21 protein-coding genes are annotated in these 20,728 nt (G+C 71.6%); 13 read left to right on the top strand and 8 right to left on the bottom strand.

Features of this window, described 5'->3' with window-relative positions; genetic code table 11:
* The first annotated feature begins 64 nt into the window (after positions 1 to 64).
* Genes hemL through ccsB form a run of 6 tightly spaced genes read left to right on the top strand, consistent with a single transcriptional unit; the run spans position 65 to position 5,854 of the window.
* A complete protein-coding gene (gene hemL, locus ACPPVO_RS00720) occupies positions 65 to 1,396 on the top strand; it encodes a glutamate-1-semialdehyde 2,1-aminomutase (protein WP_426509190.1) in 1,332 nt (443 codons plus the stop codon).
* 5 nt (positions 1,397 to 1,401) lie between these two features.
* Positions 1,402 to 2,037 carry a histidine phosphatase family protein gene (locus ACPPVO_RS00715; RefSeq protein ID WP_426514485.1) on the top strand — a complete coding sequence of 212 codons (636 nt, stop codon included), beginning with the start codon at positions 1,402 to 1,404 and terminating at the stop codon, positions 2,035 to 2,037.
* A gap of 1 nt (position 2,038) precedes the next feature.
* Positions 2,039 to 2,578 carry a redoxin domain-containing protein gene (locus ACPPVO_RS00710; RefSeq protein WP_426509188.1) on the top strand — a complete coding sequence of 180 codons (540 nt, stop codon included), beginning with the start codon at positions 2,039 to 2,041 and terminating at the stop codon, positions 2,576 to 2,578.
* Positions 2,578 to 3,324: a cytochrome c biogenesis CcdA family protein gene (locus ACPPVO_RS00705; protein ID WP_426509186.1), complete on the top strand. Its 747-nt coding sequence runs from the start codon at positions 2,578 to 2,580 to the stop codon at positions 3,322 to 3,324. The genes ACPPVO_RS00710 and ACPPVO_RS00705 overlap by 1 nt, the downstream gene beginning before the upstream one ends.
* The gene (gene resB / locus ACPPVO_RS00700; RefSeq protein ID WP_426514484.1) at positions 3,261 to 4,895 is read left to right on the top strand and encodes a cytochrome c biogenesis protein ResB; all 1,635 of its coding nucleotides are present in this window, start codon (positions 3,261 to 3,263) and stop codon (positions 4,893 to 4,895) included. The genes ACPPVO_RS00705 and resB overlap by 64 nt, the downstream gene beginning before the upstream one ends.
* Positions 4,895 to 5,854, top strand: coding sequence for a c-type cytochrome biogenesis protein CcsB (gene ccsB / locus ACPPVO_RS00695; protein ID WP_426509185.1), 960 nt, complete (start codon positions 4,895 to 4,897; stop codon positions 5,852 to 5,854). Before resB ends, ccsB begins: the two co-directional genes overlap by 1 nt.
* A 774-nt stretch (positions 5,855 to 6,628) precedes the next feature.
* Here the strand turns inward: ccsB and ACPPVO_RS00690 are convergent.
* From ACPPVO_RS00690 to ACPPVO_RS00660, 7 genes are all read right to left on the bottom strand, one after another.
* Complete coding sequence (locus ACPPVO_RS00690) at positions 6,629 to 7,306, bottom strand: hypothetical protein (RefSeq protein WP_426509183.1); 678 nt, start codon at positions 7,304 to 7,306, stop codon at positions 6,629 to 6,631.
* A 112-nt stretch (positions 7,307 to 7,418) separates the two neighbouring features.
* Complete coding sequence (locus ACPPVO_RS00685) at positions 7,419 to 8,636, bottom strand: ABC transporter permease (RefSeq protein WP_426509182.1); 1,218 nt, start codon at positions 8,634 to 8,636, stop codon at positions 7,419 to 7,421.
* On the bottom strand, positions 8,633 to 9,367 hold the full coding sequence (locus tag ACPPVO_RS00680) for an ABC transporter ATP-binding protein (RefSeq protein WP_426514483.1): 735 nt from the start codon (positions 9,365 to 9,367) through the stop codon (positions 8,633 to 8,635). The genes ACPPVO_RS00685 and ACPPVO_RS00680 overlap by 4 nt, the downstream gene beginning before the upstream one ends.
* Before the next feature lies 1 nt (position 9,368).
* Positions 9,369 to 10,550, bottom strand: coding sequence for an efflux RND transporter periplasmic adaptor subunit (locus tag ACPPVO_RS00675; protein ID WP_426509181.1), 1,182 nt, complete (start codon positions 10,548 to 10,550; stop codon positions 9,369 to 9,371).
* 96 nt (positions 10,551 to 10,646) lie between these two features.
* Positions 10,647 to 12,233, bottom strand: a complete 1,587-nt coding sequence (locus ACPPVO_RS00670) for a sensor histidine kinase (RefSeq protein ID WP_426509179.1) — start codon at positions 12,231 to 12,233, stop codon at positions 10,647 to 10,649.
* Complete coding sequence (locus tag ACPPVO_RS00665; RefSeq protein WP_426509177.1) at positions 12,230 to 12,958, bottom strand: response regulator transcription factor; 729 nt, start codon at positions 12,956 to 12,958, stop codon at positions 12,230 to 12,232. Before ACPPVO_RS00665 ends, ACPPVO_RS00670 begins: the two co-directional genes overlap by 4 nt.
* A gap of 11 nt (positions 12,959 to 12,969) precedes the next feature.
* Complete coding sequence (locus tag ACPPVO_RS00660; RefSeq protein ID WP_426509175.1) at positions 12,970 to 14,193, bottom strand: efflux RND transporter periplasmic adaptor subunit; 1,224 nt, start codon at positions 14,191 to 14,193, stop codon at positions 12,970 to 12,972.
* A gap of 158 nt (positions 14,194 to 14,351) precedes the next feature.
* On the opposite strand from ACPPVO_RS00660, the gene ACPPVO_RS00655 reads away from it, so the two are divergent.
* The 6 genes from ACPPVO_RS00655 (at position 14,352) to ACPPVO_RS00630 (ending at position 19,294) form a co-directional block, all read left to right on the top strand.
* Positions 14,352 to 14,927: a hypothetical protein gene (locus ACPPVO_RS00655; RefSeq protein ID WP_426509174.1), complete on the top strand. Its 576-nt coding sequence runs from the start codon at positions 14,352 to 14,354 to the stop codon at positions 14,925 to 14,927.
* Between the two features lie 252 nt (positions 14,928 to 15,179).
* Positions 15,180 to 15,689, top strand: coding sequence for a hypothetical protein (locus tag ACPPVO_RS00650; protein ID WP_426509173.1), 510 nt, complete (start codon positions 15,180 to 15,182; stop codon positions 15,687 to 15,689).
* Between the two features lie 487 nt (positions 15,690 to 16,176).
* The gene (locus ACPPVO_RS00645; protein ID WP_426514482.1) at positions 16,177 to 16,794 is read left to right on the top strand and encodes a response regulator transcription factor; all 618 of its coding nucleotides are present in this window, start codon (positions 16,177 to 16,179) and stop codon (positions 16,792 to 16,794) included.
* Positions 16,787 to 18,148, top strand: coding sequence for a HAMP domain-containing sensor histidine kinase (locus ACPPVO_RS00640; protein ID WP_426509171.1), 1,362 nt, complete (start codon positions 16,787 to 16,789; stop codon positions 18,146 to 18,148). The genes ACPPVO_RS00645 and ACPPVO_RS00640 overlap by 8 nt, the downstream gene beginning before the upstream one ends.
* A gap of 9 nt (positions 18,149 to 18,157) precedes the next feature.
* On the top strand, positions 18,158 to 18,787 hold the full coding sequence (locus tag ACPPVO_RS00635; RefSeq protein WP_426509169.1) for a hypothetical protein: 630 nt from the start codon (positions 18,158 to 18,160) through the stop codon (positions 18,785 to 18,787).
* Between the two features lie 36 nt (positions 18,788 to 18,823).
* Positions 18,824 to 19,294, top strand: a complete 471-nt coding sequence (locus tag ACPPVO_RS00630; protein WP_426509167.1) for a hypothetical protein — start codon at positions 18,824 to 18,826, stop codon at positions 19,292 to 19,294.
* 57 nt (positions 19,295 to 19,351) lie between these two features.
* Here the strand turns inward: ACPPVO_RS00630 and ddaH are convergent, their stop codons facing one another.
* Positions 19,352 to 20,155 carry a dimethylargininase gene (gene ddaH, locus ACPPVO_RS00625; RefSeq protein WP_426509166.1) on the bottom strand — a complete coding sequence of 268 codons (804 nt, stop codon included), beginning with the start codon at positions 20,153 to 20,155 and terminating at the stop codon, positions 19,352 to 19,354.
* Between the two features lie 68 nt (positions 20,156 to 20,223).
* Here ddaH and ACPPVO_RS00620 point away from each other — a divergent pair, with 68 nt between their 5' ends.
* Complete coding sequence (locus tag ACPPVO_RS00620) at positions 20,224 to 20,712, top strand: Lrp/AsnC family transcriptional regulator (RefSeq protein WP_426509164.1); 489 nt, start codon at positions 20,224 to 20,226, stop codon at positions 20,710 to 20,712.
* The last annotated feature ends 16 nt before the right edge of the window (positions 20,713 to 20,728 follow it).

Genomic DNA, 20,728 nt, shown 5'->3' with positions numbered 1-20,728 from the left:
TCGGGCACACGGCGCTGAGGCCCGCGCGTCGGGGCGCCGGGGCGACTGTCAGAATGGGCAGGCTGTGACCGATATTGACGCCGCCGGTCTGGGCCCGTACGCGGGCGATGCACCGGCCTCGCAGGCCCTGTTCGACCGTGCCCAGGCCATCGTGCCGGGTGGGGTGAATTCACCTGTCCGGGCCTTCCGGGCGGTCGGGGGCACCCCGCGCTTCATGGTCGGCGGCTCCGGCTGCTGGCTCACCGACGCCGACGGCCGGCGCTACCTGGACCTTGTCTGCTCGTGGGGGCCGCTGATCCTCGGCCACGCCCACCCGGAGGTCATCGCCGCGATCACCGAGGCCGCCGCGCGCGGCACCAGCTTTGGCACGCCGACGCCCGGCGAGGTCGCCCTCGCCGAGGAGATCGTCGCCCGGACCCCGGTCGACCAGGTGCGCCTGGTCAACTCCGGCACCGAGGCGACGATGAGCGCCCTGCGCCTGGCGCGCGGCTTCACCGGGCGGTCGAAGGTGGTCAAGTTCTCCGGCTGCTACCACGGGCACGTCGACGCGCTGCTCGTCGCGGCCGGGTCCGGGGTGGCCACGCTGGCCCTGCCCGACTCGCCCGGCGTCACGGGCGCGGCCGCCGGCGACACGCTCGTGCTGCCGTACAACGACTTCGACGCGCTCGACGCCGTCTTCGCGGCGCACGGGGACCAGATCGCCGCGGTGATCACCGAGGCGGCGGCCGGCAACATGGGCGTGGTCGCGCCCCGCGACGGGTTCAACGCCCGGATCGCCGAGCTCGCGCACCGCCACGGCGCCCTGCTGATCCTCGACGAGGTCATGACCGGGTTCCGGGTCAGCCGCGGCGGCTGGGCCGGGCTCGAGCCCGTCGACGCCGACCTCTACACGTTCGGCAAGGTCATGGGCGGCGGCATGCCGGCCGCGGCGTTCGGCGGACGGACCGAGATCATGTCGCGGCTCGCCCCGGCCGGCCCGGTGTACCAGGCCGGAACGCTCTCCGGCAATCCGCTGGCGTGCGCGGCGGGCCTGGCGACCCTGCGACTGGCGACCGCGGACGTCTACGCGCGCCTCGACGCCACCGCCGCGACGGTCTCGAAGCTGACCTCCGGTGCCTTGTCCGCCGCGGGTGTACCCCACGTGCTGTCCACGGCGGGCAGCATGTTCTCGATCTTCTTCACCGACCGGCCGGTGCACTCGTTCGCCGACGCGCAGACTCAGGACGTGGCCGCGTTCCGGGCCTTCTTCCACGAGATGCTCGCGCGCGGCGTCTACCTGCCGCCCAGCGCGTACGAGTCGTGGTTCGTCTCCACGGCGATCGACGAGGAGGCGCTCGGCGTGCTGGAGGCGGCCCTGCCGCACGCCGCCCGGGCCGCGGCTCAGGTGGCGGCGTGAAGACGATCGTGCACGTGCTGCGCCACGGCGAGGTGTACAACCCGGACAAGATCCTCTACGGGCGCCTGCCCGGCTTCCGCCTCTCCGAGCTCGGCGTGCAGATGGCCAAGGCCGCGTCCGAGTCGCTGGCCGGCCGGGACATCACGCACCTGGTCGCGAGCCCGCTGGAGCGCGCGCAGCAGACCGCCGAGCCGTTCGCCGCGCAGCTCGGCCTGCCGGTCACGATCGACGAGCGGCTGATCGAGAGCGCGAACTTCTTCGAGGGCAAGCAGGTCGGCGTGGGCGACGGCTCGCTCAAGGACCCGCGCAACTGGTGGGTGCTGCGCGACCCGATGACCCCGTCGTGGGGCGAGCCGTACAACGTGATCGCGGCCCGGATGTTCCAGGCCCTGCTGGCCGCCCGCGAGGCGGCCGAGGGGCACGAGGCGGTGTGCGTCTCGCACCAGCTGCCGATCTGGACCCTGCGCCGGCACGTCGAGAAGAAGCGGCTGTGGCACGACCCGCGGCGCCGCGAATGCGCGCTGGCCAGTCTCACCAGCTTCCACTTCGAGGACACCAAGATCGTCGGGATCGCGTACTCCGAGCCCGCCGCCCACCTCATCGCGCTCTCGGCCTCGGCGCGCAACGCCAAGGGCGCCTGAGATGCGCCGGGTTCTGATCCTGGTGGCCCTCGCCGCGGTCCTGGGCATGGGGGCCTGCGGCAGCGCCACGCCCCAGAACGCGCTCGGCAGCCGCAAGATCGCGGTGGACCAGCGGGCCAAGGCGCCCGCGATGGGCGGCGACCTCATGGACGGCGGGGGCCGCTTCGAGCTCGCCCAGCACCGGGGCGAGGTCGTGGTCGTGAACTTCTGGGCCTCGTACTGCCCGCCCTGCCGCTCCGAGGCCCCCGAGCTGGAGAAGGTGCTCGCCGCCACCAAGGCCCAGGGCGTGACCTTCATCGGCGTCAACGTGCGGGACCAGCGCGGGCCGGCGGAGGCGTACCTGGCCGACATCAAGCCCACGTACGGCAGCATCTTCGACCCGTCGGCGTCGCTCGCCCTGAACTTCGACGTGCCGCCGAACTCGATCCCGGCCACGCTGGTGATCGACAAGGCCGGGCGCATCGCCGCGGTCATGCGCTCCGAGGTCGATCGGGCCCTGCTCGAACCGATCGTGCGCGACCTGCTGGCCGAGCAGGCCTGATGGATGCCGGGACGGTGGCCGCCAGCGGCCCGCTCCTGCTGGCCATCGGGGTGGCCGCCCTCGCCGGGCTGGTCAGCTTCCTGTCGCCGTGCATCCTGCCGCTGGTACCGGGCTATCTCTCCTACGTCACCGGCCTCGCCGGCGCCGACCTCGACTCGGGGCGTCGCCGCGGCCGGGTGCTCGCCGGCGTGGGCCTGTTCGTGGCCGGCTTCAGCGCGGTGTTCATCGGCCTGATCATCCTCGCCACGCGCGCCGCGATGTCGCTTGTCGTGCACCGCCGGCTGATCGAGGTCGTCGTCGGCGTCGCCGTCATCGTGCTCGGCCTGGCGTTCATCGGCCTGGTCCCGGGCCTGGAGCGGCAGTGGCGCATCCAGCGCCTGCCCTCCGCGGGCCTGGTCGGCGCGCCCGTCCTCGGCGTGGTCTTCGCACTGTCCTGGGCGCCGTGCACCGGCCCGACCCTCGGCGCGATGATCGCGCTCGGCTCGACCAGCGGCTCGCAGACCCGGGCGGTCACGCTCGCGGTGGCGTACTCGCTGGGCATCGGCATCCCGTTCGTCGCCCTGGGGCTGGGCTTCCAGCGGCTCATCGGGGTCGTGAAGTTCATCCGCCGCAACAGCCGCTGGGTCACCCGCATCGGCGGCGCCCTGCTCGTGCTGATCGGGCTCGCCCTGGTCACCGGCGTCTGGAGCTACCTCATGACCGCCCTGCAGGCGAACATCGGCCCGGCCGGAACGGTGCCGATCTGATGCGCTGGCTCTACCACACCACCGTCTCCGTGAGCCGGCGCGCCTGGCGCCAGCTGACCAGCATGCGCACCGCTCTGGTGCTGCTGTTCCTGCTGGCCGTGGCCGCGATCCCGGGCTCGGTGCTGCCGCAGCGCAACGTGTCGCCGGAGAAGGTCGACACCTACCTCGGCACGCACCGGCAGTGGGGGCCGACGCTCGACCGGCTGTCGTTCTTTGACGTGTACGGCTCGCCCTGGTTCTCGGCGATCTATCTGCTGCTGTTCGTCTCGCTGGTCGGCTGCCTGGTGCCACGGTTCCGGGGGCACATCGCGGCGCTGGTGAAGGTACCGCCGAAAGCTCCTGCTCGTTTCGAACGGCTGCCGCAGCACGCCGTGCTGGCCCCGTCGGGGACCGCCGAGGATGCCGAACGCATCCGGCTCGTGCTGCGCAAACGCCGCTTCCGCACCACGGTGCGCCAGGACGGCGACGTGCTGGAGATCTCGGCCGAGAAGGGCTACCTGAAGGAGACCGGCAACCTGGTCTTCCACTTCGCCCTGCTGTCGCTGATCTTCGGCGTCGCGTTCGGCTCGTGGTTCGGCTGGCACGGCAACCGCGTGCTGGTGGAGGGCGACGACTTCGCCTTCTGCAACACGCTGCTCAACTACGACGAGCACGCACTGGGCGCCCAGGTCGGCGAGAACGACCTGCCCCGGTTCTGCCTGCGGCTGGACAAGTTCACCGCCACCTACCTCGACAACGGGCAGCCGGTGACGTACAAGGCCGACGTCAACGTGACCCAGGACGGCCGGTCCTCCCAGCGCCTGCTGCAGGTCAACGACCCGCTGCGCCTCGACGGGGCGAACGTGTCGCTGCTCGGCCACGGGTACGCGCCGATCCTGCGCTACACCGACAAGTACGGCAAGACCTCGGAGAACGTCGCGACCTTCCTGCCCGCCGACGGTCAGCTCACCAGCCAGGGCGTGGCCACGTTCCCCGACGTGAACATCAACCCGCAGACCAACACCCGCGACGACAAGGCGCAGATCGGGTTCTCGGGCATCTACCTGCCCACGGTCCCCTCCGACCCGTCGGTCAACTCCTCGGCGTTCCCGGCGGAGAACGACCCTCGGCTCATGTTGCAGCCGTACCGCGGGGTGCTGGGCTTCGACGCGGGCGCGCCCCTGTCCGTCTACACCCTCGACACCCGCCAGATCGAGGCCGGCCGGCTGGCCAAGTTCGGCGACCCGCTCATGCTCAAGCCCGGCCAGAGCGCCACCCTGCCCGACGGGACCACCGTCCAGTTCGTCGGCACCCGCCAGTGGATCAGCATCTCCGTCCGGCACGACCCGGGCCAGCCGATCATGCTGGGCGGCGCCGTCGCGCTGATCGTCGGCCTGCTCGGCTCGCTCTGGGGCAAGCGCCGCCGGATCTTCTTCCGGATCACGCCGACCGGCATCGCGGCCGGCGGCCTGCCGCGCAGCGACCACCCCGGCTTCGCCGAGGAGTTCGCCGACATCGTGAGCGCGGCCGCCCCCGCCGCGACGGTGCCCGAGCAGATGGCGCAGACTGACAACGTCGAGGAGGTTGTGTGATGGGCGGGTTGTCCAACCAACTGTTGGTCGTCACGATCTTCAGCTACGTGCTGGCGATGATGGCCTACGCGATCGAGTACGCCTTCGGCGGCCACGGCGCGGTGGCGCGCGTGGCCGTGCGTGAGCCCGCTCTGGTGGGCGGCGGGCCTGCCGTGTCTTCTTCGGATATTTCCGATATTCCGGTCTCCGCGGCCCCCTCCCTGGGTGCTCGCCGCGCCGGCATCACCGCGATCGTCCTCATGATCCTGGGCTACCTCACCCACGTGGGTGCCCTGGTCACGCGCGGAATCGCCGCGGAGCGCGCCCCCTGGGGCAACATGTACGAGTTCGTCATGATGGCCACCGCGGTCGGCATGACGGCGTGGCTGTTCACCGTCGTGCGCCGGCCGAACCTGCGCCACCTGGGCCTCTTCGTGACCCTCGTGGCCGCGATCCTGCTGTCGATCGCGGGCATGAGCCTCTACGTCCCGGTCGGCCCCCTGGTCCCGGCCCTGCACTCGTACTGGCTGGTCATCCACGTCGGCGCCGCCTCGACCGCCTCGGGCATCTTCCTGGTCGGCTTCGTCGCGGCCGCGATGCACCTGATCCGCATGGGCTACGACGCGGGCAAGACGCGCTTCCCGTACTCCCTGGGCGAGCGCCTGCCGGAGCCCGAGGTCCTGGAGCGCGTGACGTTCCGGGTGCACGCCTTCGCCTTCCCGATCTGGACCTTCGGCGTGATCTCGGGCGCCATCTGGGCGGAGGCGGCGTGGGGCCGCTACTGGAACTGGGACCCGAAGGAGATCTGGTCCTTCATCGCGTGGGTCGTGTACGCCTGCTACTTGCACGCACGCTCAACCCCGAGCGTGAGCCGGCGCGTGACTTCGTGGATCGCCGTGATCGGCTGGGCAACAATGCTGGTAAACCTCTTCGGCGTCAACCTGGTGGCGAACGGCCTGCACTCCTACGCCGGCGTCTGACGCACCACGCCGAGCTCGGCGCTCAGCGACCTTCATGCGGCGCGTGCGGGGAGTGGTCGGCACGCGGCGCGGTGGTGGGAAGCGCAACACGCGGCGGCGGATCTGCAGCACCGCACGAACCGACGTGCCGACCAGGCGCGGCGGGTCCGGCAGGCCGACGGCGGCGCGTACCTCCGGCAGCAGCAGGCTCGCGACCACCGGCCGCACCAGCGCGCGCAACCACGGCCGCACGCGCGCGCGAGCCATGGCCAAGGTGCGCTCGCTGCACACCCGGCCCGCGTCCGTGAACGCGAAGGAGGCCTCGCACGAGGCCAGGTACGCGAACGGGTCCGCCGGGAAGTCGCTCAGGCCCATGCGCCGGCCCAGCGCGGCGTAGAAGTCGATCAGGGCGGCGCGCTCGCCCGGCGCGAGGGGCCGCCAGCCGTAGGCGTCCAGCCAGCGGACCAGCGTCACCGCCAGGGCCGCCAAGGCGAAGCGGTTGTGCGCGGCCGTCACCGGAGTGCCGCGATGGCTGCGGTTCACGAAGCGCAGGATCTCCCGGCCGCGCGGGGAGTCCAGGCCGTGCTCGACCAGGTCGCCGAAGGTCAGGGACGTTATCTCGGCGCGGGTGAAGGGGGCGTCCGTCGCGCCCACCACCTCCGCGGTCGGGGGCCACGCGTACAGGTGCCAGATCATGAGGCGGCCCGCCATCCGCACGTCCCACGGGAACTCGTGGAACATGAGGCGGCGCACGGTCTCGGAGTAGTCGTCGCGGCGCACGCCGCCAAGGTAGAGCTACTTGGTCTTGGTGATCGACGTTGCTGTCACGGAACCGTCAGCCTGCTGGCCCTGGATCGTCACCGTCGAGCCGGCGGTCAGGTCCTTCAAGGCGCCCGGCGTCGAGACCGTGGTCTTGTCGCTCGTCTTCACGATCACGGTCTGGCCGTCGGCGGTCTGCACGTACACCGTCGTGCCGTCCACCAGCTTGACCGTGCCTGTCACGCCGCCGCGGGCGCCGGTGCCGCCACCGCCGCCGTTGCCCTGGGCGCCGCCGCCCGGGAACTGGCCGCCGTTGCGGGCGAAGGCGCTCGCCAGGGCGGCCGGGTTCGCGCCGCCGGCGCCCGACGCGGCGGGTGCGGTGCCGTAGCTCTTCTGGACCTGGGCGCCGCCCACGAAGCCGGCGACCAGCAGGGCCAGGCCGGCCAGGACGAAGGTGGCGCGGTTGGCCAGGCGGCGGGGCGCGGCCTTGGCGATGCGCTCGTTGAGGTCGTCGTCCAGCGGCGGCTCGGCGAGCAGATCCGGCTCGTCGTCGACGGAGGCCGCTGCCGGCAGTACCGAGAAATCGGAAATATCGGAAACATCAGAATCGCCCGGGTCGTCCGTCACGACCGGCAGCACCTCGGTGTCGTCGGACGAAGGGCGAACGTACGGCGACGCATCCGGACGGCGGAACGGCGAAGCGGCGTGGCTCACGGAACACTCCTCAAAGACGAAGCCGTGCGAGTGGGACCTGGTTGCGATGCCCGCGGGGGGTTTGGCACCGCAACCGGGACCCTCCCGCGCGGAAAGTGCGGAAAGAACGGATTTATTCGTACCGAAGCGCCTCGATCGGCCGCAGACCCGCCGCCCGCGAGGCCGGGTAGCTGCCGAAGAAGAGACCGATCGCCACGGAGAAGCCCAGGGCCAGCGCGACCGAGCTGGGCACGATGACCGGCTTGATGCTCACGATCGTGAACTGGCTGCCGATGATGGCCGCGGCCACCCCGAGCAGGCCGCCGATGAGCGACAGCACCGTCGCCTCGACCAGGAACTGGGTGAGGATGGTGCGCTTCGGGGCGCCGAGCGCCTTGCGGATGCCGATCTCGCGGGTCCGCTCGGTGACGGTCACCATCATGATGTTGGTGATGCCGATCCCGCCGACCAGGAGGCTGATGCCGGCGACGGCGCCCAGCAGCAGCGTGAACGTCTCGGCGGTGTTGGCCCGGGTCTCCAGCAGCTGGGACTGGTTGAGGATGCGGTACGCCGATGTCGTCGACGACCCGCTGATGTTGAGCTTCGCGTTGAGGATCGCGGTGATCTCCGACTGCGCCGCGCTGACCTCGTCCGGCGAGGTGGCCTGCACGAGGAGCTGGCTGAGCGAGCCGTACCCGGTAAGCGACTCCTGCACCGCGCTCACCGGCGCCATGGCCACGTCGTTGGGGTCGTTGAAGCCGCTGCCGCCCTTCGCCGCGAGCACCCCGACGACCGTGAAGAGCTTGCCGGAGACGGTGATCTGCTTCGACAGCGGGTCGACGTTGCCGAAGAGCTCCTCGGCGACGGTCGAGCCGAGCACCACGACCTTGCGCGAGTCCTTGACGTCGTCGTCGGTGAAGAGCGCGCCCTTGGCAATCTTGAAGTTCGACGCCCCGACGTAGCCCGGATAGGTACCGACGAACTGCGGGATGGTGTGGTCCGTGCCCTCGTAGGTCGCCGCCTGCGAGCCGGTCACCACCGGCGAGACGCTCTTGACGTGCGGGGCGTCGTCCTTGTTCTCCAGCGCCGGCACGAGATCCATGTTCAGCGCGGTGTTCTGGGTCGAGGCCGCCCCGCGCGCCCCGCCGCCGGCCCCGGCCGTCACGGTGAGCGTGTTGGTGCCCAGCGCCTCGATCTGTTTCTGCACCGCCTGGGCCGAGCCGTTGCCGACCGCCACGAGCAGGATGACCGCCGCGACGCCGATCAGGATGCCCAGCACCGTCAGGCCGGAGCGCAGCTTGTTCGCGGTGATCGCGCGCAGCGCGAAGCGGATGGTCTCGAAGATGTTCACTTCAGCCGCTCATCCTGGACGATGCGTCCGTCGACCAGCCGGATCAGCCGCTTCGCGTGCGCGGCGACGTCCGGCTCGTGAGTGATCAGCACGATGGTGCGGCCCGACCGGCTGAGCCGGTCGAACACGGCGAGCACGTCGTTGGTGGACTGGGTGTCGAGGTTGCCGGTGGGCTCGTCGGCCAGCACCAGGGCCGGCGCGGTGACCAGGGCCCGGGCGACCGCGACGCGCTGCTGCTGGCCACCGGAGAGCTGGTTGGGCTCGTGGCCCTCGCGGTCGGCCAGGCCGACCATGGCCAGCGCGGCGCGGGCCCGGCGGCGGCGCTCGGCCGACTTGACCCCGGCGTACGCGAGCGGCAGCTCGACGTTGGCCAGCGCGGTGGTCCGGGCGATGAGGTTGAACGACTGGAACACGAAGCCGATCCGGCGGTTGCGCACCAGCGCGAGCTGGCGGTCGTTGAGCCGGCTCACGTCGACGCCGTCGAGCAGGTACTGCCCGTACGTCGGAATGTCGAGACAGCCCAGGATGTTCATGAGCGTCGACTTGCCCGAGCCCGACGAGCCCATGATCGCGACGTAGTCGCCGCGTTCGACGGTGACCGTCACGCCCCGCAGGGCGTGCACCTCGGTCTCGCCCTGCCCGTAGATCTTCCTCACGTTCTGGATGTCGAGGACCGGCTTGACGGCCGGGCCCGTCCCGGTCGCGAGGTCGTCGATCGTCTGCGCGGTCATCTCAGTTGCCCCCACGGAAGCCACCGGCCCCGGCACCGGGGAAGTTGCCACCGCCGCCGCCGAAGTTGCCGTTGCCGGGGAACTGCTGCTGGTTGTTCGTGCCGGTGGTCGAGTTGGTCGTCGTCGTGGTGATCACGACCTGCTCGCCGGCCTGGAGCCCGGACTTGACCTCGACGAAGCCGCCGCCGGTGATGCCGACCTCGACCTGCCGGTCCTCGTTCTGCCCGTTGACCTGCACCTGCACCGTGCGCTGGCCGCCGGCGGTACGCAGGGCGGTGCTCGGGATGCGCAGCACGTTCTGCGCCTCGGCGACCGTCACCACCGCGGTGGTGCTCTGCCCCAGCCGTACCCCTTCCGGAAGCGAGTCCAGCGAGATCGTCACGGCGTAGGAGTTCACGTTGTTCGCGGTCGTGGCCGTCGGCGAGATGGTGGCCACCTTGCCGGTCGCCCGCGTGCCGGACAGCGCGCTCCACGTGATGTTGGCGGTCTGGGCGGCCTTGAGCTTTGTCGCGTCCGCCTCGGCGAAGCTCGCGTTGATCTGCAGCTTCGACAGGTCCGCGATCTGCACGAAGCCGCTGCCGGAGCTCGAGGAGGTCGAGCTCGTCGAGCCGGTGGTGCTGCTGCCGCCGCCCCCGCTGGAGGAGGACGAGCCGCCCGAGGAGGAGCCGACCGCGCCGCTGACCGCGGTGACCGTGCCGGCGATCGGGGCGGTGAGCACCGTACCGTTGACCGTGGTCTGGGCCGAGGTCACGTTGGCCTGCGCGGTGGCGACCTGCGCCTCGGCCGAGGCGATCGTGGCGTCGTCGGCGCTGTTGTTCTCGTCGCGGGTCAGCGCCGCCTTGGCCGCGGTGAGGTTGGCCTTCGCGGTGTCCAGCGAGGCCTGCGCGGCGGTCGGGTCGACCTTGGCCAGCGTCTGGCCCTTGGTCACCACGTCGCCGACCTTCACGTCGACCTCGGTGACCGTGCCCGAGGTGGCGAAGTTCGCGTTCGCGGTGGCGGCGCTGGCGACCGAGCCGGTCGCGGACACCGTCTGGGAGACCGTGCCCTGGGAGACGGCCACGAGCCGGGTGCGCGTGGTACTCGTCCCCGTGCCGGCGTTCGCGGCCGGCCCGTTGACGATCTGGTACGCCCAGAAGGCCCCGCCGACCGCGGCCAGCACGAGCACGGTGTTCACGAGGGTCACGGAGTTGATCCGTGGCTTGATCCGTGGCTTCCCAAGGGATGACGGCAGCGACAAACGCATGAGGGGAATCGTGGTGGAGGTCGCTCGGAGCTAACCTCAGCGAACCTCGGAGTTGCCTCGGAATCCGCTTGCCCGGATTTTCGCCGATTCGTCCGTGTGTTCGTGCGCCGGTTCGGCGTCCTCATCGAGATCGATGTCCGCGAGGTCGTCGGGAAGGTCGAGCGCCGGCAGCAGTACCCGGAACGTCGCGCCCTGCCCCGGCGCCGTCCACAGCTCGACGCGCCCGCCGTGCGCCTGCACGATCGAGGCGACGATGGACAGGCCGAGGCCGGCGCCGCCGTAGCGGCGGGAGCGGGAGCCCTCCGCGCGGTACAGGCGCTCGAACACCCGCACCGCGTCGTCCGGCTTCATGCCCGGGCCGGTGTCGCTGACCTCGATGCAGCCCAGCGGAACACCCACGGGCAGTTCCGGGCCGACGGTGGCGATCGGGAGCATCTTCGGCGGCTCGGCGCGCCCGACCCGGACCACGATCCGGGTGTCTTCCGGCGTGTGCTGCAGGGCGTTGCTGACCAGGTTGCCGATCACCTGCCGCAGCCGGGCCTCGTCCCCCTCGACGGTCACCGGCTCGAAGGTCGCCGAGCGCTCGTCCAGCGCCGCGAGCTGCACGAAGCGCGTCGGTACCCGCACGTGCGCGTCGCGGACCGTGTCGGCGGCGACGGCGAGCAGGTCGACCGGGTGCTGCTGCAGCGGGCGCTCCTCGTCGAGGCGGGCGAGGGTGAGCAGGTCGTTGACGAGCAGGCGCATCCGGCTGACCTCGGCGTCGATGCACTCCATCGCCTCGTCGAGGGCCGGGCCGGGCGGAGCGCCGCCGCGGCGGTACAGCTCGGCGAAGCCCTGCACGCTGGTCAGCGGGGTGCGCAGCTCGTGCGCGGCGTCGGCCAGGAACTGCCGCAGCCGCCGCTCCGAGGCCGCGCTCTCGTCGACCGCGCCCTCGATGCGGGTCATCATCGTGTTGAGCGCGATGCCGAGGCGGCCCGACTCGGTGTGCGAGTCGGCGTCGTCGATGCGCCGCGACAGGTTGCCGGCGGCGATGTCGGCCGCGGCCTCCTCCATGCGCGTCAGCGGCGCGAGGCCCACCCGCACCAGCGCGGCCGTCGCCACGCCGACCAGCACGAGCAGGAAGAGACTGACCCCCGAGGTGTACTGCACCATCTGGTCGCGTGTCGCCTCGACGTCCTTCAGGGAGATCGCGAAGGCGCCGTAGGCGTAGCCGTTGCCGGTCGGCCACTCCTGCACCCGGACGCGCCACTGCGTGTCGGCCGCGTCGACGGTGAACGGCACGCCGGCGGCCGCCCGCTGCTTGATGTCGCCGAAGAGCTTGGGGTCGACCAGCGGCGTCTCGGCGGAACTGTCGGGCCGGCCTTCGGCGTCGAAGCGGAACACCTGGAAGTCCGGGCCCGGCGAGAACTGGCCCTCCGGGCGCTTGTTCTGCGTCGCGGACGAGTTCGGCAGACGACCCCGGAAGGGGCCCGCGAGCTGCTGGTCGACGCGCTCCATGAGGTACCAGTTGAGAAACAGCACCCCGATGACGTTGGCGGTGATCAAGGCGACCGCGGCGATCGACACGACCGAGACGACGATCCGGGTCCGGACCGTCCAGCGCCGCCAGAGCCGCAGGTTCACCCCTCGGTTCTCGGCAGTCTCAGCGCGTAGCCGACGCCGCGAACGGTGTGGATCAGCGGCGGGTCCCACTTGTCGATCTTGCGGCGGAGGTAGTACACGTAGCTCTCCACGATCCGGCCGTCGCCGCCGAAGTCGTAGTTCCACACCCGGTCGAGGATCTGCGCCTTGCTCACCACGCGGCCGGCGTTCGTCAGCAGGTACCGCAGCAGGTTGAACTCGGTCGGCGACAGGTCGACGCGGTTGCCGCCGCGGCGCACCTCGTGGGCGTCCTCGTCCATCTCGAGGTCGGCGTAGCGCAGCACCCCGCCGTCGACGAGCTGCTGCTGGTCGCCCAGGCTGCGGCGCAGGATCGCGCGGATCCGCAGCACGACCTCCTCGAGGCTGAACGGCTTGGCCACGTAGTCGTCGGCGCCGACGGTCAGCCCGGAGATGCGGTCCTCGACGGAGTCGCGGGCGGTCAGGAACAGCACCGGCACCGGCCGGCCGCTCGTGCGCAGCCGCTGGGCGACCTCGAAGCCGTCCAGGTCGGGCATCATGACGTCGAGCACGACCAGGTCGGGCGCGTACTCCGCGGCCGCCGCCAGGGCCTCGTTGCCCCCGGTGGCGACGCGCACCTCGAACCCGGTCAGGCGCAGCGTGGCCGACAGCAGGGCGCGGATGCTCGCCTCGTCGTCGACGACGAGTACCTTCGGCTGGCGTTCGGTCGCCTGGGTCGCGATCGGCATCGGCTCCATCGTCACTGACCTGCCGTCAGGATCTCGTCGCCTTGGGCAAGTCCGCTCTTGATCTCGGTGTTGACGTCACCGCGGAGCCCGATCTCGACGGCCCGCCGCTCGTCCTTGCCGTTGGCGTGGACGGTGACGAACCCGTCGTGCACGGCGGTCGAGGGGACGAACAGGACGTCGTCGGCGGATGCGGTGACTACTGCGACAGTAGCGCTCTGACCGTAGAGCAGCGCGTCGGGCACCTTGTCGAAGGAGATGAGGGCCGCGTACCGCACCAGGCGGTTCGACACCGTGCCGGCCGGGTCGATCTGCAGGACCTTGCCGTCGTACTTCTCCGCGGCGTTGTCCGGCAGGGTGATCTTCGCCGTCTGGCCGACCTTGAGCGCGGCCACCTCGGCCTCGGTGAACTGGGCCTTGACGACCGCGTCGCCGGTGCCGGCCAGGGTGATCACGTTGGAGCCGGCCTGGCTGCCGACCGAGCCGCTGGCCGCGAGGATCTTGCCGCCGACCGGGGCGGTGATGACGGTGCCGGCGAGCTTGGCGTTGGCCTGGGTGAGGCTCAGCTTGGCGTTGTTGAGCCGCTGCTGGGCGTTCATGAGGTTGTCGCTGGTCTGCTGCACCTGGTTGGCGCGGACCTGGGCGGCGTTCTGGGTGTTCTGCCCGGTGTTGGTGCCGCCGGTTCCCCCGGTGCCGCCCGTTCCTCCCGTGCCGCCAGTTCCACCGGTTCCTCCCGTGCCGCCGGTTCCTCCCGTGCCGCCGGTTCCACCCGTGCCGCCCGTTCCACCCGTGCCGCCGGTGGTTCCGGTGCCGGTCGACCTTGCGGGGGTCGCGGCCGCGGTCGTCGGGTTGCTCGTGGGCAGGGCCAGCGCGGTGTCGTGCGCGGTCACGGCCTTGTCCAGGGCGTCCTGGGCGTTGGAGACGTTCTCCGAGGCCTGGTCCACCGCGTCCTGGGCGGCCGAGTCGTCGACCTTCGCCAGGACCGCGCCCGCGGCCACGACGTCGCCGGCCTTGACGTTGAGCTCGGTGAGCGTGCCGCTGGTGGTGAACCCGAGGCTGCGCGTCGCCTGGGCCTGCACCGTGCCCGATGCCGACACCGTGCTGCTGACCGCGCCCCGGCTCACCTTCGCGGTGCTGACCTGCACCGGAGCCTTCTCGTCACGACTCGTGAGCACGACCGTCGTCACGGCTGCCGCCGCGAGCACGGCGACCCCTCCGGCCAGCCACCAGACCTTCATGGGAAGGTAGTTCAGCGGGTTCTCCTCCCGGCCAGCTAGGCCCGACCTCAAAGTTGGCTGGGAGCCGTTTCGCCGTATTTGCGGGCGTTGGGTTGTGAGGCAATTTTGAGGTTCGGCCCACCTCCCGTCGAGCTTGGCGACGTTGCATCACACGGGTGATGAACAAGCGGATCGGCGGCGCGGCCTTGGCGCTCGCCGCGGTGGCATTCTTCGCCGCCGCCTGCGGCTCCTCCGATGACAACGCACCGGCCGCCGCGGGCGCGTCGGGCGGCACGGACTACGCGTCCTGCCTGCGCAACAACGGGGTCAACCTCCCGCAGTTCAACGCGTCCGGCCGGCCCACCGCGCGCCCCTCGGGCTTCCCGGGCGGCCGCGGGTCCGGCCAGCCCCGGCCCTCGGGCGAGCCGCGCCCGTCCGGCAGCGGGGGCTTCCGCGGCGGCAACCCGGGCGGCGGCGGGGGCTTCTTCGGCTCCACGGCCCCGGACGGCGTCGACCAGCAGACGTGGGAGAAGGCCCAGAAGGCCTGCGCGTCGCTGCGCCCGACCGCCTTCCCGAGCGGCGGCGGCGGTTTCGGCAACCGCGGCAACGGCCAGGACGCGGCGTACCGCAACTGCCTCGCCGAGCACAACGTGACCGTCCAGGGCAACCTCGACCAGCTGAACACCGCCGACCCGAAGGTCGCGGCGGCGGTGCAGGCGTGCGCGCCGCTGAAGCCCGCCCCGGCCGCGTCCTGACCCCCTGACCACCCGCCCGGCCGGTCGCCGGACTCGACGGTTCCGGCCGCCGGGTCACTGCGCCCGGTGACCAGCCGGGCGGGGTCGACCCCCGGTGCCTGATTCAGGGTGCGTCGGCGTCGCACCCGCTGTGCGCCGGTCTCGCGGCCGCAATCGACCAATCCGGACATCGTGGGAGTGTCCGGATGGCCGGGCCGCGAGATCGGCGCTCAACACGCGTGTCGGTGCGCGAGGCGGGTCGTTGCGCACGGTATGGAAGCGCTGGACACCTTCTCACGGACGTTCCTGCCGGCCACGGCGCTGGCGAAGCTGCCGGGCGGCACCGTCGCCCGCCATGTCCAGGTGCTGCGCCGCTGCGCCGGAGACCGCGACGTGGTAGCGGTGGTAGCGCGCTGCACCACGAGCCGCGGCCGCCGCAACGTGCTGATGCTGACGCGCAACCGCCTGGTGGTGACGAGCGAGACCCCGCTGCTGCGCCGGGTCGCCCTCCACCTCAACGCCGACCTCCACCAGCTCGCCGACGTGACTTGGACCCCGGAGCCGGATCGAACGGGCATCCAGCTGGGCGTGACCGCCATCGACGGCGTACGCGAGAACTTCTGGATCCGCCTCGACTCCAAGGCCGAGATGTGGCGCCTCGACGAGGCCCTGAAGCAGGCCTTCCGCACCCCGTGGGGCGTAATCGAACCGGCCCGAGCCGCGACGGCCAAGGTGCGCGCCACCGCCCCGATGAAGTCCCGCACGGAGCTCCGCCTGGCCTGAGGCCACCGTCGAACCGGCGCGACCAGCAGCGCCACGATGGAGCCCGCGCCGCAATCCGCCAGGTCATCCACTCGCGATCGCCCCCGCACCGCAGCGGCCGGCAACCAAGTCACGCCGCAGATCGCCACCACCGGCGCGTCGACCACGGGCCGCGAACGCCATCCCGAGCTCAGCCGCCCCAAAGGGCGTCCGCGATCCGATTCCCGCGGAATCGGATTTAAGCCCCGTCAGGCGATAAATCCGATAAGTCGCGGCGCGGAGCGCCCGACTTATCGTGGGGCCGCACGTGTGATCGGCCCACCTCGCCGCGGGCGCTGGCTTCCGCTGCAAGTGGGCCGATCGCCCAGCTGATTACCGGCACGCGGCCCGCCCAAACATCTCCCGTACATGCTCCGAGCACTCCAACCCGCAGAATGGGACGGTGGATCAGGGCAAGGGCCTCGTAGTCGTCGTCGAGGACGAGAAGCCGATCGCCGACCTGCTGCGGATGTACCTCACGCGCGAAGGCTTCGGTGTGCACGTCGAGCACGACGGGCCCGGCGGGCTCGCGGCCACGCGCAAGCTCCGGCCCGTCGCCTGTGTTCTCGACATCGCGCTGCCGGGGCTCGACGGTACCGAGATCTGCCGGCGGCTGCGGGAAGCGGGCGACTGGACGCCGGTGCTGTTCCTGACCGCGCGCGACGACGAGGTCGATCGTATTCTCGGGCTCGAGCTCGGGGGCGACGACTACATCACCAAGCCGTTCAGCCCCCGCGAGCTCGTGTCGCGCGTGAAGGCGGTGCTGCGCCGCACCCAGGGGCCACCCGACGTCGAGCAGGTGCGCACGGTCGGGCCGATCTCGATCGACCCCGCGCGCCGGGAGTGCCGCGTCGACGGCACGCCGGTCAGCCTGACGTCCACCGAGTTCTCCCTACTGGCGCACCTCATGGGGCGGCCCGGACGGGTGTTCACGCGGGAGGAGCTGCTGGGGTCGGTCTGGGGGTACGCCGCGCACAGCGGCACCCGCACGGTCGACGTGCACGTGGCCCAGGTGCGCGGCAAGCTCGGCGGGGCCGCCTCGGTGATCCGGACCGTGCGCGGGGTCGGGTACACCGCCGATGCGTAGGAGCCTGGCCGCCCGCACCGCGCTCGTCACCTGCGTCGTGGCGGTGGTCTCGGTGCTCGTCACCGCGGCCGTCGGCATCCCGCTCACCGCGACCCAGGCCAACAAGGCCGCGCGCCAGCGGCTCGCGGACGACACCAAGCTCACCGCCGAGCTGATGCGCCCGCGCTTCAACAACACGCCCCGCAACCCGGTCGACGAGGAGAACGTCGCCAAGCGTCTGGCGGATCAGGGCATCGAGGTGTACCTCATCCGCGCCGGCAAGGCCGATCACGACGGACTTCCCGCCGGGGTGGTCAAGTCGATCGGGGCCGGCCAGAACGTCGAGGTGCGCCTGGCCAAGGTCGGCGGGCAGGTCCGGCTCGTGGCCGGGCGCGCGATCGGCAAGGACGGCAACGGGGTGGTGCTCTCCGAGGCGCCGCCGGGCGGGGCCCTCGCGCGCTTCGCCGGCCAGCTCTGGATCGCGCTGCTGGCCGGGCTCGCCGCCGGGCTCATCGCCGGGCCGTTGCTGGCCCGGCGCATCTCGCGGCCGATCCGCAACGTGGCCGCGGCGGCGAAGCGGCTCAGCGCCGGAGACCGCACGGTGACGCTCTCACCCGACGGACCGGCCGAGGTCGCCGAGCTCGCGCAGGCGGTAAACGGGCTCACCGCCGCCCTGGCCACCAGCGAGGGGCGGGAGCGGGACTTCCTGCTGTCCGTCTCGCACGAGCTGCGCACGCCGCTGACGACGATCCGCGGGTACGCCGAGGCGCTCGCCGACGGAGTCGTCGGCGCGGAGGGTGCGCAGCGGGCCGGGCAGACGGTGCTCGACGAGGCCGAGCGCCTCGACCGGCTCATCGCCGACCTGCTCGTGCTGGCCCGCCTCGAGGCCGCGGACCTGCCCATCGAGGTGGTGGAGGTCGACCTCACGCAGCTGCTCGCCACCGCCGCCGAAGCGTGGGGCGGGCGGATCGCCGCGGCTGGCCTGGTGCTGCGCACGGAGCTGCCGCCGTTCGCCGTCCCGGTGTTGACCGACCCGGGGCGCATCCGGCAGATCATCGACGGGCTGCTGGAGAACGCGCTGCGCGTGGTACCGGCGCAGGCTCCTGTGGTTCTGGCTCTTCACACGGGCCCGGGCGCGGCCCGGCTCGAGGTCCGCGACGGCGGGCCGGGGTTCACCGACGAGGACCTGGCGGTGGCGTTCGAGCGGGGCGCGCTGTCGCGGCGGTACCAGGGCGTGCGCAAGGTCGGCAGCGGCCTGGGCCTCGCCCTGGCGGCCCGGCTGGCGCGGCGGCTCGGGGCGTACATCGAGGCCGGGCACGCGCCCGAGGGCGGGGCCAAATTCACTGTCACCTTCCCGTTGCGGACCGTGTCATGATGTCGGTCTATGCATGCCTGGTGGGTGGTCCTGGGGCTCGGCGGCGCGGGTGCGGCGCTGGGGATTCTGCTCGTCCAGGTGCTCTTCTGGCAGCGGCTGCGCCGCGTGGGCGGCGACCCGGTCGGGATCTTCACGCAGGGCGTCGCGCTGCGCTGGGTCGGCGTGCCGCTCGCGGCGCTGCACGTGGTCCTGTTCCTGCTGCTGACCCGGCTGGACCAGCCCGGCTGGTGGATCGGCGGCGTGGCCACGGTCCTGTCGGTGCCGGTGCGCCGCCTGCTCAACCTGAAGGCGATCGCCGTGATCGTGCGCGGGATCGGATACGAGCGCGGTCCCGTCGCCGACCGTGACGGCGACCAGGTCGACCGGCAGTCCTACTGGCGGCTCGTCCGCAGCTGGTACCGCCACGAGTACACCGGCCACAACGTCAGCGACGTGATCGCCATCAAGATCCTGGGCCTGCTCGTCCACCTGCTCTTCTGGCCGCTGGCCGCGCTCGGCGCGCAGGCCTCGCACGTGCTCATGTGCCAGGACCCGGCCGACGCGCTCGGGCACTCCACCGACGGCCACGAGCGCCCGGGCGACGCCTTCCGCGCGCTGGGAACCCCCTACGTCAGGTTTGCGGGACGGGATCCGAGGTAGACGGGCAGTTCGCCCTCTCTCCGAGGAGGTACCCCCATGAAACGCTCGCGGATAGGCCTGCTCTGCAGCGCGGTGGCCCTCACCTTCGTCGGCGCCCTGCCGCCCGCCGCCGCGGTCGCGCAGCCCACGCCCGAACCCTCCGCTCCGTCCGCTCCCTCTCACCAGTCGCACGGCGACATGCTCAAGGGCGTGCTGCACGGCGAGGGGATCGTGGAGACGAAGAACGGCCCGGTCCGCGTGGCCCTGCAGAACGGCGAGGCGACGAAGGTGACCGCGACGGCGGTGACGGTCCAGTCGTCGGACGGCTTCACGCGCACCTGGCAGATACCGAAGGACCTGAAGGTGTACGACAAGCGGCACACCGTGCAGCCCAACGGCGTGCAGAGCGGCACGCAGCTGACGATCGCGGGCACGGCGGCGGCCGCGAACGCGACCCCGGCCACGACCGCGTGGACCGCGAAGTGGGTGATCATGCAGTCGAACGGTGAGACCCCGAGCTCGTCCTGACCCAAAGGCCCGGCCCCCGTACCGGGGAAGCCGGGCCTTTCCGTTTCTTTCCTTTGCTTACGCGCGCAGCTCGGCGACGCAGCACTTCACGCTGCCGCCGCCCTTCTTGAGCTCGCTCAGCTCGACCGGCACCGGCACGTAGCCCGCCGTGCGCAGCCGGGCCGCCAGCGCGGTCGCCTCGCTGCTCAGCACCACGTTGCGGCCGTCGGAGACGAGGTTGAGGCCGAACGCGAGCGCGTCCTCCTCGGTCGCGAGCACCGCGTCCGGGAAGAGCTGGGCGAGCACCTGCCGCGACGACTCGGAGAACGCCTCCGGGTAGTACGCGACGTTCGCGTCGTCCAGCGGCGCCAGGGCCACGTCGAGGTGGTAGAAGCGCGGGTCGACCAGGCGCAGCGAGACCACCGGCCGGCCGAGTGTCTCCTGCGCCTCCGCGTGCGCGCTCACCTCGGTCCGGAAGCCGTGCCCGGCCAGCACCAGGCCGCCCAGGGCCGCGGGCAGGTAGGCGAAGTCGCCCTCGCCCTCGTTGGTCTCCGACGCGGCCACGTACCGCCAGCCGAGCGTGTCGTAGAACCGCCGGTGCGCGGCCGCCTCGGCGGTGCGCTGCGGGTATTTGAACTTCGCGCCGTAGACGACGCCGTCGACCGAGAAGGCGCCGTTGGCCGCGTAGACCATGTCCGGCAGGCCGATCTCCGGCGTCAGCACGTGGACCTCGTGGCCGAGGCGGGCCAGCGTCTCGCGCAGGCCCTCCCACTGCTTCACGGCCAGCTCGGTGTCCACCGGTGCGGTGGTGTCCATCCAGGGATTGATCGCATATTCCACCACGAAGTGCTCGGGTGGCGACATGAGGTACGACCGCGTCACGAGATCAAACGGTAGATTTCCTGTGTTTCACAAAACAGCGAGAAAAGTTGCTTTCGAGGAGGGATTCGTTGCGGCTCGACCCGATTGATCAGCGAATCATTGCGTTCCTGCAGGAGGACGCCCGCTCATCGTATGCAGAGATCGGCGAGAAGGTGGCGCTGTCGGCCCCGGCCGTGAAGCGCCGCGTCGACCGGCTCCGATCCAGTGGAGTGATCCGCGGCTATACGGCCCTGATCGACCCGGGCGCGGTCGGCTGGACCACCGAGGCGTTCGTCGAGCTCTTCTGCACCGGGCGTACCTCGCCGGCGCAGCTGAAGGCGGCGGCCAAGCGGCACCCGGCGGTCGTCGGGGCGTACACCATCTCCGGCGAGGCCGACGCGCTCGTGCACCTGCGGGCGATGGACATGGCCGGACTGGAGGAGGCCCTCGAGCGGCTGCGCGCCGAGCCGTTCGTGACCTCGACCCGCAGCATGATCGTGCTGTCGCGGCTGGTGGAGACGCTCGCGCCGCGAATCGCGGAGGCGCCGGGAACCGCCGGGGGCCCGCCACCGTCCTAGAGCCATGAAACGCGCC

This window comes from Dactylosporangium sp. McL0621 (genome assembly GCF_049995355.1).
Classification (GTDB): domain Bacteria; phylum Actinomycetota; class Actinomycetes; order Mycobacteriales; family Micromonosporaceae; genus Dactylosporangium.
The sequence above is the reverse complement of the archived record's forward strand: the minus strand, read 5'-3'. Positions and strand labels throughout refer to the sequence as shown.